Origin of the sequence: Lysinibacillus sphaericus, assembly GCF_001629735.1 — a bacterium.
Taxonomy (GTDB): Bacteria; Bacillota; Bacilli; order Bacillales_A; family Planococcaceae; genus Lysinibacillus; species Lysinibacillus pinottii.
This window is the reverse complement of the sequence record NZ_CP015224.1, coordinates 1,208,210-1,221,660: the sequence shown is the minus strand read 5'-3', so window position 1 is coordinate 1,221,660 and position 13,451 is coordinate 1,208,210. Positions and strand designations below refer to the sequence as shown.

The window sequence follows — 13,451 nt, the reverse complement described above, 5'->3', positions numbered from 1 at the left end:
GATTCAAATTTATTTAAATATATACAAAAAAATCGGTATCCATCTATTCTTGAAGCCGTAACCCGATTAAATTAATAATATAAAAAATAAGTACAGTATCATACAATACCTTTGGTAAAACTAAACTCCATAATCTAGCCCATTTATAAAGAAAGACGCTTTCCTATTTCAGAAAAGCGCCCGTTTGTTGAACAGTTAATTTACACTTGACACTTATCTTTGTTAACCGGTAAACTACTATTATTAACCAGTTAACAAAAATAAAAAGTTAGGTGATACATTATGAATCATATAGACAAAAAAATGGAAGCGTTGAATGCTTTGCAACGGCTTATCCAAGAAAGAGAAGCCGTTCAAAAGAGAAAAAGCTTCAGTAAAAAAAATGAGGAAAACTCCATTATGATGGATTGGACTCTCACTCAATTACACATTGTTTCAGCCATCAAGGCGCAGGGTTCTGCGAATAATACATTCCTTTCGGAAACGTTAAACGTCTCCAAGCCCGCCATTACAAAGGCAATCAAAAAAATGCTCGAGAAGAACGTTATTGTCGAGACCAGACAGGAGGCCAATCAAAAAGAAGTTCACTATCTCCTTACTGCTTTCGGGAAGCAACTTTCCTCTATCCACGAACAATTGCATGAGAAGGCAAGAAATCGATACCTGCGCCTATTGGATAGTTTCAATACAGACGAGTTAGAAACCATTGTAACTTTTTTAGAAATGATTACTGATAAACTAAAAGATGATGACGTTCCAGTTGGAGAATAAATATGCAAAAGAGTGTAGCGCAAGAAAAATCGTTTGTCTTATATGCCTTGAGTATTAGCACGTTTTTTGCTTCTTTAAACCAGAACATCTATACACCGATCATTCCCCTTATTCGGGATTCGTTTGAAGTTTCAATCAGCTGGGTGAATTTTACGGTCAGTAGCTTTATCTTTATTATTGCGGTGATACAGATTGTTCTGGGGACTGTGGTTGATCATCAAAATAAAAAAAGATTATTGCTCATTAGTCTTGTTTTGATGGGCGTATCAGCAGTCATTTGTGCTTACACCAACAGTTTTATATTGTTTACGCTGTTCAGAATGATTCAGGCAATCGGGGCAGGGATAATCCCTTTAGTTGCAATCAGTATGATTGCACAGTTATTTGAAGGTGAAGCAAGAGGAAGTGCCATGGGAACGTATCAAATCCTGCTTACCCTTGCACCTGCCGTTTCACCTGTGGTTGGAGGTTTTATTGGAGAGTTTTTTGGTTACGAGGGAATTTTCCTTTTTCTTTTGTTCATGGCGGTTTCATTGCTGATGTTCATTGTTTATCTGCTACCAAGTGAAAAACAGGATGAAACTGAAGAAAAACAGTCCAAAGGATTTATCCATTCCTATAAGGCAATCTTTTCACATTATATTGGAACAAGTATTATGACCGTCAGCTTTTTAGTGTTTTTTATCTATTTTGCTATTCTCGTCTATCTGCCAGTCTTGCTCCATGATCATTATCATGTATCTTTACAGTTGATTGGATTATTATATTTACCTTTGACAGTCAGCATGATTGTCGGAAGTATTTTATTTAAAAGGTTGCAGAAAAAAATATCCCTAAATACTTTGTTTATCTTACTGTTAATTGTTATGCCATTGCAGGTCGTACTATTTGGTGTACTTCACGCTCAATCACTTGTGGCGTTAAGTATTATCCTATTTGGTTATGGAATTATGGTTGGATTTTCCGCCCCCCTTTTCTCAACGCTTATTAGCAATGAGTACAGCGAGCACCGAGGGACAGCTTTAGGAGTTTTTAACTTCGTCCGTTATTCAGGAATGGCGATTGGCGGAATGTCCTCCGCATTATATCATGTACTGCCTGGTTCTGCTTTATTTGTGCTGTTTGGTGTTTTACTGCTCTTGGTTTCCATTCTGCCTTATAAAAGATTTCAAAGCAGGAATGCTTCATAAACAAACAAAAAGACAACGGATATAGACACTTTTAATATCTGTTGTCGTTCTAGTTTTTACTTCACAATCTGGCCCTTTCCATGAATAAAGATGCTTTCCTTATTTAAGAAAAGCGCCCTTTAACAGTAGACTCGATTTCAAGATAATCTTCAAAGTTTATTATTATCTAATTTTTCTTTTATTAGCATCATTGAATTACGAATTTCATTGATCTCACTATTAGTTAGTCCATTAAACAATTGATTTACTTGTTCATCTGACTGTTTGTTAATTTTATCTAGTAGTTCTTCCCCTTTTCTCGTCAAAAACAGGAGATTTTTTCTACTGTCTATTGGTGAGCTTTTTTTCTCTATTAATCCTTCCCTCTCAAATTTACGTAAAATTCTGCTCAAATAGCTTCTATCAATATTAAGTTCTTGCACGAGATTATTTGCAATACATTCTGTTCTCTCGCTTATTTCAAATAGTATTCGTGCTTCAGTTAATGAATAATCTGTATCTAGAATTTGGTTATTAAATAAACCAAGTACCTTTGTATAAAAACGATTGAATTGTCTGATATCATAAATAATTTCTTTATCCATACTTTCTCCTTTAGTTGACTTAGTCTACTTTTAATATTAATATAAATGTACCCCTAAAATGTGGACAAAGTCAACATTTTAGAGATACTATTTTCAAAAACCTGTGGCAATCATTAAAACCTAAGTGAAGGAGATCGTATATGATTATTCAAGAAATTAAAAAAGAAGACAATGCAAAAGTAAAAGAAATTATACAAGATTCATTAGAATCACTTGGATTAGCGGTTCCTGGATCAGCTTATTTTGATTCTCAACTTAACGACCTTTACCAATATTATAATAATTTAAAACATGCGAACTATTGGGTAGTAGAATTAGATGGGAAAGTTGTAGGTGGAATTGGTATAGCCCCGTTCAGCGAACAGGATAAAGTTTGCGAATTACAAAAGCTATACTTAAGTCCAAAAGTACAAGGTTTGGGGATTTCTAAGAAATTAATGGAAACAGCTTTGTCATTTGCCTCTAAACATTATGAAAAGTGCTATTTAGAAACAATGCATGAATTAAAAACTGCATGTATTTTATATGAAAAATTTGGATTTACACTTTTACAAGAACCCCTACCAGGTTCTGAACACTCTGCTATGGATGCGTGGTATTTAAAAGATTTGAATTAGTCATAAGAAGTTCATTAAGTCGATTATAACTAAAAACTAATATATAGAAAAAAGCCGATTTTGGACTTACCCCTGTCAAGTAGACAGTTTTAAAAAGACTAAGCAGCCATCTGATGTCGATATTTTATCGGTGTCAGATGGTTGAGTCATTTTTGAAAGCGTTATAGTTATAAAAATAGATATACTGCTCAACTGCTCGGATCATTTCCTCTTCTGAATGATCTTGTAGAAGATACAAACATTCGCTTTTAAAGTGGAGAAGAAAGATTCAATGCAGGCGTTATCCTGGCAGTTCCCTTTGTGGGAATGGCTACCTATCATGCCGAGCTGTTCAACTGTTTGATGATATTTAAGAGATGTGTATTGAAAGCCTTGATCCGAGTGGATGATGCTTCGATACACATTTCTTTTGGTCGTTAACTCGCTTAATGTGTCCATCACGAGCTGTAAATCATTCCGTTTGCCTACTTGCAAGCCACAATTTCATTGTTGTATAAATCTTGAATGGCAGACAGATATAGAAAGCCTGTTTTTGTCGGTAAATACGTAATGTCTGTGACGCACACTTCATTCTCTGCACGGTCTTTAAATTGGCGCTCTAACACATTCTCAAATGTACGTGATACTCGATTTTTCCATACGCGACGTTTCTTACGAATAATGGATTGGATGCCTAATTCGCACATCAATCGATACACTTTTTTGTGGTTTACCTTCAATCCTTTATCACGCAAAGCGATTTTTACGCGTGGATAACCATACATTTTATTTGCTTGATGAATGGTTAAAATGTGTTCTTTTAAAAGGATATCATCCTGTGTCCGCAACGATACCTTGCCATTTTTTAACCACTTATAATAGCCAGAACGTTGGATTTTCGCCATCTCAGCCAACCATGTAATCGGATAACGATTCTTCATTTCATCTATTATTTGATAACGATCTGGATAAGTAGGCATTCCTCCATTTACAGATTTGGATATTGCTTTTTTAAATAGTCTACCTGCGCCTTGTAATAGTCGCGTTCTTCTTCTATATCTTTGAAGTGAATCCGTTTGCCTTTTAATGGATTTTTTACGCCTTTCGCCCCTGATCCAGCAGATGGAAGACGGTTAAACGCGTCAATCGACCCTACTTCTTTAAACTTTCTCACCCATACCTTCACTTAGGAAACATTACGAATCTCGTATTTTTCCGCAATCTTTTGCATACTTTCTTCTCCCGCCAAATAAGCCTGTACAACTTCTAATTTCAAGTCATTTGAATATGTATTATTTTTTCTCGACATCGAAAAATCCCCTTTACGTATAATGTTATCTACAGCGTACTGTAGTTTTTTTAACATTGTCTACCTAAAAGGGATAATATCATTTCCAAATGTGGAGTTCGGCTTTTTGTAACTATATGAAAGGTTGTACTTAAACTAAACTGACTGTTAGTTTGAGTGTAATCCTTCACAATCTTAATTATATGATAAATAAATATGTGTTTTGAAAGAGTTAGAAGAACAATCAGTAGAGGTTTTCAGTAGAAGTTTGGACTGCGGAACTGGGGCTAATTAATGTAAATGTCCGTGTAAACGTTGATAAATCAATGCTTTTGTCAATTATTTAATGTTTCACGGACTAATTTTTTTATTTTGTAATATGTACCCTACAAAGCCCTCAAAAGCCTGTTCTATGCAGCTTTTGGGGTTTTTCATTTATTCTTTACAATGCAGATTAACGCAAAGTAAATTTATGTAGTAATGCGTATTAACTTTTGGCTGCATTAACTGTGCATCCACCCATCGCCTTTATGAGTATCGATTTCTGCATCAAAATTGGACTAATTTTCTCGTTTAATAAAGTCTCTTTTTCTTTGTTGTGAACCGACTACATGCACGTTTAAAACATTGGATAAATCGTTTTAAAGGAGTTGTTTGTAAATACCTCAATCATTACTTAGAGCGGTTTTTATTTGTAGATAGTCATAGCAATGAAGGCACAAAAAATGACAGAAACATATCGTAGTGGACACTGTCGTATTTTTTATTTAGTAGCTCAATGACTATTGAAGATACTTTTAATAAAAATTAGAGCCACAGTTTAGTGACTCTAATTTTATGTCTATTCTTTACAAAAATCCACAAATTTTTTTGCCTGTATTAAGGACATATCGGTTTGCTCTCTCACAAACTTCACCGCTTTAATTTCACCGTCGGACTTTATTTTCTCTTTTACTAAGGCAATCAGTTCTTTATTATAGATTTTAGTATAATCCATTTTTCCGACCTCCTCTAATCTATAATACCTTATACGACTACTTTAACCATTTAGTTTCAAATATATATTAATACCACAAAAAGGCATTTTTAAAAATAAGGAAAAATCGATTGTAAGGGCTCATCTATACCAGATAAAACAACATTAAAATTTAACAGTGCCTTATGTTTTAAAAAATTCTAAGTATTTAAATGATCCAGTATGTCATGCCAATAGCTGTTAGAACAGCCACTCCAAAAGATCCCAGTACTAACCAGCGCGGAACATGATTAGTCTTCTTTATTGTCACATATTCTATCACTCGAACTACTACGTAAATAAAAGCAGCCGGCATAATAAGCGTATCAAAAGTAATAGGTCCATTCAATGCAATCATTAAAGCAATAAATAGCATCCCAAAAACTAATAATGACATGAATCCATGACTAATTGGATCAAAAATTCCACTTTGCGAGGTCCTAGGGTTCTTCATTTAAACACCTCTCTTATTCAAAGCAATAGGTTTGAACTCCATCGATACCTAAAATTTCAGCAGCCGCTCCTCCACCAATTGCTAACCAATCGCTAGTAGTTGATGCTTTAGCTAATAATTGAACAGTAGCTTTAACTCCGCCTAATCCTTTAATTGCTTTATAGGCAGCCGCTCCTGGAACAAATACTGCTGTAATGGCAGCTCCACATTTAGCTATATCCCAAGTTTTACCAGCTATAACCTTTATGTCGTCCCAAAGATCTCCCCAAAAACCTAATGGCATAATTTCATTTTCCCCAGATTTTTTAATAGCAACTAAATCACCATTCTCCTCTACTATAACAGATTTGACATCTGCTGAAAAATGAACAGGAGATCCAAGTTCTTCAAACATGTCATTTAAAACCGTTACTTCTTTAGCATTTTCTGCTAATACAATATTACTATCTAATTGATCTGTACTAAAATTAGGGTCAAATAGTGCACCTAAAAAATCTTCTTGTTGTTTCTCAGTGTCTAACCCTATTAATACTTCATTAATTGCTTGAAGTTGTGTCACCACTTCATCTGCAATATTTTGTTGTTCTGGTGTAAACTGTGAAATTTGACTCGCCTCTAAGCTAATAGTATCCTTTTTCTCTGCGGCAAATGATGTTGATGTGCCTATTAAACCGAAAGTCATAACTGCGCATGAAACTGAAAGTACTAATTTCTTTAAAACCATGATATCATACACCCTTCTAATTAAATTATAATGAAATAACGACAGAGTCATATAATTCTAGTCTATTGATGTTTTTAGCCTGTCAACCAAATAACTAGACTATTAAAATAATTACTTTCACTTACGCAAATAAACACCCTCAGTAACCCATAACATTAAGTATCTAGTTACAGATTACAGCAACTTCAAAAATCAACCATTATAAACATAGATTTTTGATTTGCGTACCAATAATGGCTTTTTCATCATCATTTCCCCCCTTTGCGTTTAAGGATGTACTCATAATAATACAAATATTGTAAAAAATCATTTCGATCTGAAGTGAAAAATATAAAGATACTTATATTTACCCATTTAGCCTTAGAAATGGGTAAGAATAGGATATAAGAATGTTTCACTAGGAGGTATATGAATTATGAAGAGTGGGTAAATAAAAAAAAGCTCCCCTTTTACCTGATTCATAGGGTAGCAATTTTTTATACATATCATGTGAACAAGTGCCTTTGCTCATGGTAGACAATTTGATAATACAAAGAATTATTTAATAATTTAAAGAAGAATCCTGCATTCTTATAATGCGTGTTTATTAAATCCTTATTTTCTCCAACACGTTCATAACATTTTGCTAAATAATAATTATAGTGACCAAGAAAAGACATATTTTCTAATTTGACAGATCGTTTAATCCCTTCTTGTAGTAAATCTATTGCTTCCTTATATGACTTCATATCATAGAAAGTTTTGGATTTATTATAAATAACTCTTAATATATAAACGTCCCTGCTCATTTTTGGTGAAGTTTCATTAAGTAGCTCTAAATTGATTTTATTATAGTAAACCAATGCGGATTTATAATCATTATTCGTTGCATAGATAAACTTTACCTTTAAATATACTTAAAAGGAGAATATCAAATGAAAAAATTAAAAACAGTATTAATTCTTGCTCTATTAGCTACGCTAATTGTTACTGGTCACGACTCAATTATTACAACACTAGATTTACCTTATGAAGCTTAAGAAATCCAATATATAGTAATTAAAAATTTTATTTCTCAGGACCCACTCATCGTTGAATTAAACCTAAATGAAAAACTATGTGCCCTCTTATATGGAAAGCGCAAGGTTTTTCATTTTTTTACAATTGCTTTTTAATACCATTCAGTTCATTGTAAAAATCGTAGCAGCACGTTGGACATTCTTCACATTCCTTATTAAAGAAATGTTCCCGATTGTTGAATATCGTTTATCACTTAAAGACCCTATAATTGAAGTATAGGAACGATAGAAAATGTAGTTTTAAAGCGTCAATATACAGGTTTTTATTCAGCAAACACACTTACACATCAAAGCTGTATAAACAATAATCAAAGGAAAATCCATGAAATGTTGGCTTAACAGCATTTCTCGAATTTCGATTTCTCTCCAAACTTTAATTTGGGAATGTTTTTAAGTTTATCTATGTATACGTTAAATCCTCTTTTCATTAAAGCACCACCCGTGTGCCTTCCTTGTAGGGCCAAGTTAGCACGCCATCACAGAAATTGAAAGCTGGTTAAGTTCTCGAGTTTAATTTCGTTATATGCGAGTTAACGGTGTTTCTGGTCGACTAGAGCAATACTTGCAAGTAGGATCACTACATGTTGATTCAGTCCAACTATTACATTTAGGACAAAAATAAGCATCAAAATCATCGTAATATAATAAATTACATTTGCATTTAGAACATTTATCTTGTTTCATTTCACCATAAAATTCAAAATCATCTATCATCACTTTGCCGTAGCCTTCTGTTATTTTCATAAATAACCTCCTTGAAATCAATTAATTGGTAATTGATTACCATATTAGAATATATTATCCATGCAATTATTTCAAATATTTTACATTATTTTTCACCTTTCTACTTCGTTAAAGAGCGATTTGGAAAGCTTTCCTCGTAGCGTCACCACAGTAACCTGCAAAAATTTTTGAATTAAACTATTAATCTATTGGAGGGCATAATGAACACGAACAGAAATGAGGGCCCTATAAGCTATAAAAATAAAAAATTCTCTATTTATTCATTGGAAGAAATTGAAAAACTGCTTGAACATTTTTTATCATAAAAAAATTATCGATGATAGTTGTTTTCTATTGGCAACGATAGATGTATCTAGCACATAAAATTAAGCCAAAAAAAGTCGGTTTCCTGTGCGTTCAGGAAACCAACTGCTCAATCTAAACTGGTCTATTAACATATGATTTCTATAACCAAACTTTAAGCACATGCATTAGCCGTCCTTACTACATGCCTAGCCTCTTAACACCCACCAATTGCTGTCCCCTAAATTCCATTTTGTATATATCCGGCTTGGTTGTTTGTAGCAAAAAATCTAAATTGTACGTTTCATGAAAGTATCCCATCATTAAGGTCATGACTAATGCATGAGTTCCTATTACTACTTTTTGTCCCTCATAAGTAATTAATAGCTCTTTTAAAGCTCTTACAGCTCTTGTTTGACAATCGGTATTCGATTCTCCACCCTCTATTGCAAAATTGGGGTCCAAGAAGGATTTCTCCAATAGAGGAAATAATTGACTATCAGGTAATCGCTTTTCTTCTGAAGAAAAAATTCTCTCTTTTAATTCTTCACAAACGATCACTTCCTGACTCAATTGTTTAGCTAATGGCTCAACAGTTAATATTGAACGAGTATATGGACTGGATAGGATAATATCGATTCCTTCACTCTTTAACACATCAGCTATACTTTGAGCACCTAAATGTCCTTTCACAGTTAACCCTCTTGTCCGTTCATTTCCAACATACGGAGATTCACCGTGCCGTACCATATAAATGAACGTCGTTTTTCTATTATCAAATGCCACCACACTCACCTCGTGTATTATTTAGCAGGAATAATATATTAGATTAGATTCCAAAAATATATTCTTTATCCTTTTTTTAGTACCATTTTATAGAACGAATCTTAATGAAATGAGTTTCAAGAAATGTAATTTAACACCATCAATCAGCTTACATTGGTAATTTGATAAAGAATAAAGAGCTTTCTATTCGACTCGATCTGCTCCAGTTCCTATTCTAAATTAAAAATAAAGAGCATCATCCTTTTCAGGAATGATGCTCTTATAAAACCATATTTACGTATGTTCAGGGTCTTACTATAACTGATAACTGCTATATTATGCTCCAACGGCTTGTTTATATATACCCTAGCTTGTTAAGGAGACAATTCATTATTATCGCCAATTCTGCACGGGTTGTGGTTGAAGTCTTTAAAAATCACCTTTATTATCCCCTATTGCGATACCGTTGGAAATGATTTTTTGCATTACCTCAGTAGCCCATATCTAACAATTGGGGTGCAGCTCATTATTATTCGCAAGGGTAGTATTTTTATTGCCAAGCTTGCTCCTTACTATTCCATTGTTTAAAAAACTCTCCATCTGCTATCATGGCTTCATATATGGGATCGAAAAATTGCTTAACGATTCCTTTTTCTAGTATAGGTGTTACCTCTAATGTCAGACGATGTTGATCAAGCATTTCTTCAAGATAAGCCTGTAATTTACGACCTTCTATGTGTTGTGTTTGTAGTACCCTCTCTATATCCAATACGACCTTTGAGGTCACAGCTGGATATTGGTAAATGTCAAGCAGGGCTTGGGCAACTACATATTCAATTGGATATGTATAGAGCTCCGCTGGCTTCATGTCTAGCACTGATGGGGAAGTAATGATCTGTGGTGCGACTCGATTTTCTATAAAGGTTATTTTTACTTCTATGTATGTAGTGATAGAGCCCAATGTAGCTGGTATTTTCAAGTGAATACTCGTATCCATTATGATACTTTCTATGTCATTTTCGAAAAATTGAACACCGTCCTCTGGTATCTTAATCGAACAAATTTCTGCAAATGCCTGTTGAACCAAGTCGTTTTGATAAGCGCTTTGTTGGGCTGTAAGCGTTAGTTCATTTGGTGGCATCCCTACTCCTTCAGCCAATGTAAAGAATAAAAAATCCCCTTCTATGTAAAATTGATCATAATAGGATGATGTTGATAAACGGTTGAGAAGTCTTTCCTGACAATAAAACGGTATTAATTGCTCAATGCTTGCATTCTTCATTTCTGCCATTTTTGTTAATTGTGTGATTACATCTGCTGATTGTGTATTGATTTTCTCCATAAACTTCCCTCACCTTTTTGATTTTTCAGATTTTCAACTATAGAATTTTGACTTTTACTAAAATTCTTGCTTTCATTATTACTTATTTGTCTAGCATAGTAAACGGCAATGTATACCAGCATAATTTTGGCAACAAAAAAAACTGCCAGCAACTCTTGCGACAGCGTTCATCAATTAGACAAGGGGCAGCCTCGCTCATGCGAAACTACCCCTTTAGTATTTATAGGTAACATTTTCGTAAATTGTAAAAGTCTCAACCCAATCATCTGGGGAATATTATCTTGAAACAATAGTTGTTTCATCACCGCGGTAAAATTCCACTGTGTGCTCTCTAACTTAAGCAACGCAAACCCTACCATCTTTTGCGTCCTTGCAGCCCCAAAGCATGCGCCAGTGTGAATAAGTATCTACAAAAACAAAAAGCAGAATGCCAGATTACTGAAATATGCCACCTAAAATAGCACGTTTCCAATTATAGCACTCTACATTAAAAATGTAAAGCACTAATTTAAAATCTGTTAGCACCATTCGAATTATAGGACAAAAATCAATTGAGTTCCTATATTGAATGGCATTCTTTTCTTGAATAGATGAAGGCACCACCTGATCCCATAATCATTACATGTTTACCGGAAGGAGAAAACCCACATTTTATAGCACCATCCAAACGCTGTATATCAATAGCTGTAGCATGGTTCAAATAGCTATAACGAGGTGTAAATAGATAATCGAGTACTACTGTTGCACGTGGCCACCACGGGTAAATGACTTCAACCTGCCAGCCATCCGGTGTCACATGTATCCCATCTCCCGCTTCCAAGCCAAAAATGGCGGTAGGCTTTTTTGATATCGGAGAGTGAAAAATTAAGCGGTCTTCACTGACACAGTCCTCCGTCAATTCCTTATCTCGTTCTCGATGAAGACGAAGACCCGTTATCGGTTCAGTAACACTAAAGCCAGACCCACTTATGAGGATGATATTTTCATCTTGATCCCATCCACATGCTAGGACACCATTGGCAGTAATTACCGTTTCATGTTCCCATGGACTCGGAGGCTTTGTAGTTTTCAAAGATTGTGCTTTGGCTAGTAAATCTAGTTCAAAAGGGGTTCTAATTTCGTTAATCGTCATATGGGATTTGGAGCCTCCTTCTTATTACAATCTAGTTAAATAGAGGCCTGTCTAAAAACAAGCCCCTACACTTCCAGAACACCATAATGAAACTTAGCTGTCACTCGCTCATATTGCTGAAAATGATATTTCCTAAACCATTCTGATCGAAAATGGGCTTTCAGCACCACTCTCTTTTTAGCGACCCGCATCGCTTCTTGCACCCATTCATCGGTTAAACTAACATGCTCACCTGCTAAGCGCAATGCCTCGAAATTATTGGACTCTTCAATCACTTCTTCGAACATAGGATCCATATAAACGACATCAAACGCATTCGCTGGCAATTCTTTTAAATAACGGACTGCCTCGGCATGGACGACCTCGATTTGTCGCATACAGGCCGTTAATGGTAGCTCTGTTGTATCATAAGTTTGCATCCCTTGCCCCACAACGAAGGCCACATTTGGATTCGCTTCCAAGCCTACTATGCGCCCTGTTTCCCCGACGATATAAGCCGCCAACATGGCATCCGCCGCTAGCCCAAGCGTACAATCCAGCACTGTATCACCTAGCTGAAGCTGGGCAGCCTCTAAAAATGGCTCCGCCTCACCTCGAGCGATCCGTTTTAAGCGAAACGCCGCAGAATTAGGATGGAAGAAAAACGGCTCTCCTGCCCCAAAAGCATAATAATCATAGCGATTCTTCCCTGCTACTAGGATATTCGCCTGAAATTCCTGTGACATCTTCCAAACAGAGCGCTTTTTCCTCGGCTCAAACGCAGCTCCTAATGTTTGACATGCAAAAGCAGCGAGCGCCATCGATTCCTCGTCTGGTCTGCCCGCTGTTGTTACAATCGTATTTATTGCTCGCATGTTTGCTCTAGCACGCCCGTTAAATGAGCAACAATTTGCTCCACAGGGAAGCCTTCAATTTGTTCACGTGGAATAAAGTAAGCCAATTCTCCATCCTTTAAAATCGCCATGGAAGGTGAGCTTGGTGGCACATCTTCAAAGTAACCGCGCATCGCCGCAGTCGCCTCTGGGTCCTGCCCCGCAAACACTGTCACAAGATGATCTGGCTTCACTGCCGCAATCGCCTCTCGCGCTGCTGGACGAGCAAGCCCTGCCGCACAACCACACACCGAGTTAATGACTACTAACGAAGTCCCCTTCGTCTCAGCCATAAATTCATTTACCGCATCAGCCGTCGTCAGCTCCGTAAACCCAGCTCCCACCAGCTCCTCACGCATTGGTTTCACAACCTGCTTCATATATTCATCATAAGCGTTCATGCTTTTACCCTCTTTCCTATGTATTCGCAAACCTTATTATAGCAAGGTTTTGTATGAATGTACAAAGACATGCTTTTTGTTTGATTTCGGGGGTTTTCGGGGGGAATGTGACTTTTTGTGTAACGAGGGTTGGTTTGTTAATCGCTTGTTACAACCCCAAAAACGGAATTTATGGGTGGGATTTTAGTTATTGCGGCCATCACTCTAATTTTGAGAGGATTTTATAAGGTACT

At 35.8% G+C, this 13,451-nt stretch carries 16 protein-coding genes and 1 pseudogene; 4 read left to right on the top strand and 13 right to left on the bottom strand.

All coding sequences use genetic code 11. The annotated features are described in order from the left end of the window. Positions 1-282 precede the first annotated feature (282 nt). Both A2J09_RS05935 and A2J09_RS05930 read left to right on the top strand, forming a co-directional pair. Complete coding sequence (locus A2J09_RS05935; protein WP_012294204.1) at positions 283-771, top strand: MarR family transcriptional regulator; 489 nt, start codon at positions 283-285, stop codon at positions 769-771. A 2-nt stretch (positions 772-773) separates the two neighbouring features. Continuing rightward, entirely contained in the window at positions 774-1,961 is a 1,188-nt protein-coding gene (locus tag A2J09_RS05930; RefSeq protein WP_012294203.1) for an MFS transporter, read from the top strand. Positions 1,962-2,110: 149 nt separating this feature from the next. Here the strand turns inward: A2J09_RS05930 and A2J09_RS05925 are convergent, their stop codons facing one another. Next, positions 2,111-2,545: a MarR family winged helix-turn-helix transcriptional regulator gene (locus tag A2J09_RS05925; RefSeq protein ID WP_012294202.1), complete on the bottom strand. Its 435-nt coding sequence runs from the start codon at positions 2,543-2,545 to the stop codon at positions 2,111-2,113. Positions 2,546-2,685: 140 nt separating this feature from the next. On the opposite strand from A2J09_RS05925, the gene A2J09_RS05920 reads away from it, so the two are divergent. Beyond that, complete coding sequence (locus A2J09_RS05920; protein ID WP_012294201.1) at positions 2,686-3,162, top strand: GNAT family N-acetyltransferase; 477 nt, start codon at positions 2,686-2,688, stop codon at positions 3,160-3,162. Between the two features lie 464 nt (positions 3,163-3,626). Here A2J09_RS05920 and A2J09_RS23355 read toward each other — a convergent pair whose 3' ends face one another. Together A2J09_RS23355 and A2J09_RS23350 are read right to left on the bottom strand one after the other, a co-directional pair. Beyond that, positions 3,627-4,229, bottom strand: coding sequence for an IS3 family transposase (locus A2J09_RS23355; RefSeq protein ID WP_231112987.1), 603 nt, complete (start codon positions 4,227-4,229; stop codon positions 3,627-3,629). A gap of 98 nt (positions 4,230-4,327) precedes the next feature. Further along, the gene (locus A2J09_RS23350) at positions 4,328-4,450 is read right to left on the bottom strand and encodes a transposase (RefSeq protein ID WP_139015328.1); all 123 of its coding nucleotides are present in this window, start codon (positions 4,448-4,450) and stop codon (positions 4,328-4,330) included. 577 nt (positions 4,451-5,027) lie between these two features. Between A2J09_RS23350 and A2J09_RS24085 the strand changes: the two are divergent. Beyond that, positions 5,028-5,159 (top strand): annotated as a pseudogene (locus tag A2J09_RS24085) (IS1595 family transposase); the annotation flags it as partial. A 111-nt stretch (positions 5,160-5,270) separates the two neighbouring features. Here A2J09_RS24085 and A2J09_RS23905 read toward each other — a convergent pair. From A2J09_RS23905 to A2J09_RS05860, 10 genes are all read right to left on the bottom strand, one after another. Further along, on the bottom strand, positions 5,271-5,426 hold the full coding sequence (locus tag A2J09_RS23905; RefSeq protein WP_012294197.1) for a hypothetical protein: 156 nt from the start codon (positions 5,424-5,426) through the stop codon (positions 5,271-5,273). A gap of 187 nt (positions 5,427-5,613) precedes the next feature. Beyond that, positions 5,614-5,898: a hypothetical protein gene (locus tag A2J09_RS05905; RefSeq protein WP_036161459.1), complete on the bottom strand. Its 285-nt coding sequence runs from the start codon at positions 5,896-5,898 to the stop codon at positions 5,614-5,616. 13 nt (positions 5,899-5,911) lie between these two features. Next, on the bottom strand, positions 5,912-6,622 hold the full coding sequence (locus A2J09_RS05900) for a hypothetical protein (protein WP_036161455.1): 711 nt from the start codon (positions 6,620-6,622) through the stop codon (positions 5,912-5,914). 485 nt (positions 6,623-7,107) lie between these two features. After that, positions 7,108-7,497, bottom strand: a complete 390-nt coding sequence (locus tag A2J09_RS24615) for a hypothetical protein (protein ID WP_268988247.1) — start codon at positions 7,495-7,497, stop codon at positions 7,108-7,110. A 702-nt stretch (positions 7,498-8,199) separates the two neighbouring features. Continuing rightward, the gene (locus A2J09_RS05890; protein WP_031417169.1) at positions 8,200-8,424 is read right to left on the bottom strand and encodes a hypothetical protein; all 225 of its coding nucleotides are present in this window, start codon (positions 8,422-8,424) and stop codon (positions 8,200-8,202) included. Positions 8,425-8,907: 483 nt separating this feature from the next. Further along, the gene (locus A2J09_RS05885; RefSeq protein WP_036162705.1) at positions 8,908-9,456 is read right to left on the bottom strand and encodes a histidine phosphatase family protein; all 549 of its coding nucleotides are present in this window, start codon (positions 9,454-9,456) and stop codon (positions 8,908-8,910) included. Between the two features lie 565 nt (positions 9,457-10,021). Then, on the bottom strand, positions 10,022-10,813 hold the full coding sequence (locus A2J09_RS05880; protein WP_012294190.1) for a nucleotidyl transferase AbiEii/AbiGii toxin family protein: 792 nt from the start codon (positions 10,811-10,813) through the stop codon (positions 10,022-10,024). Between the two features lie 559 nt (positions 10,814-11,372). Further along, positions 11,373-11,945 carry a hypothetical protein gene (locus tag A2J09_RS05870; protein ID WP_012294189.1) on the bottom strand — a complete coding sequence of 191 codons (573 nt, stop codon included), beginning with the start codon at positions 11,943-11,945 and terminating at the stop codon, positions 11,373-11,375. A gap of 65 nt (positions 11,946-12,010) precedes the next feature. Next, positions 12,011-12,799: a class I SAM-dependent methyltransferase gene (locus A2J09_RS05865; protein ID WP_012294188.1), complete on the bottom strand. Its 789-nt coding sequence runs from the start codon at positions 12,797-12,799 to the stop codon at positions 12,011-12,013. After that, entirely contained in the window at positions 12,787-13,218 is a 432-nt protein-coding gene (locus tag A2J09_RS05860) for a BrxA/BrxB family bacilliredoxin (protein WP_012294187.1), read from the bottom strand. The genes A2J09_RS05865 and A2J09_RS05860 overlap by 13 nt, the downstream gene beginning before the upstream one ends. Between the last annotated feature and the right edge of the window lie 233 nt (positions 13,219-13,451).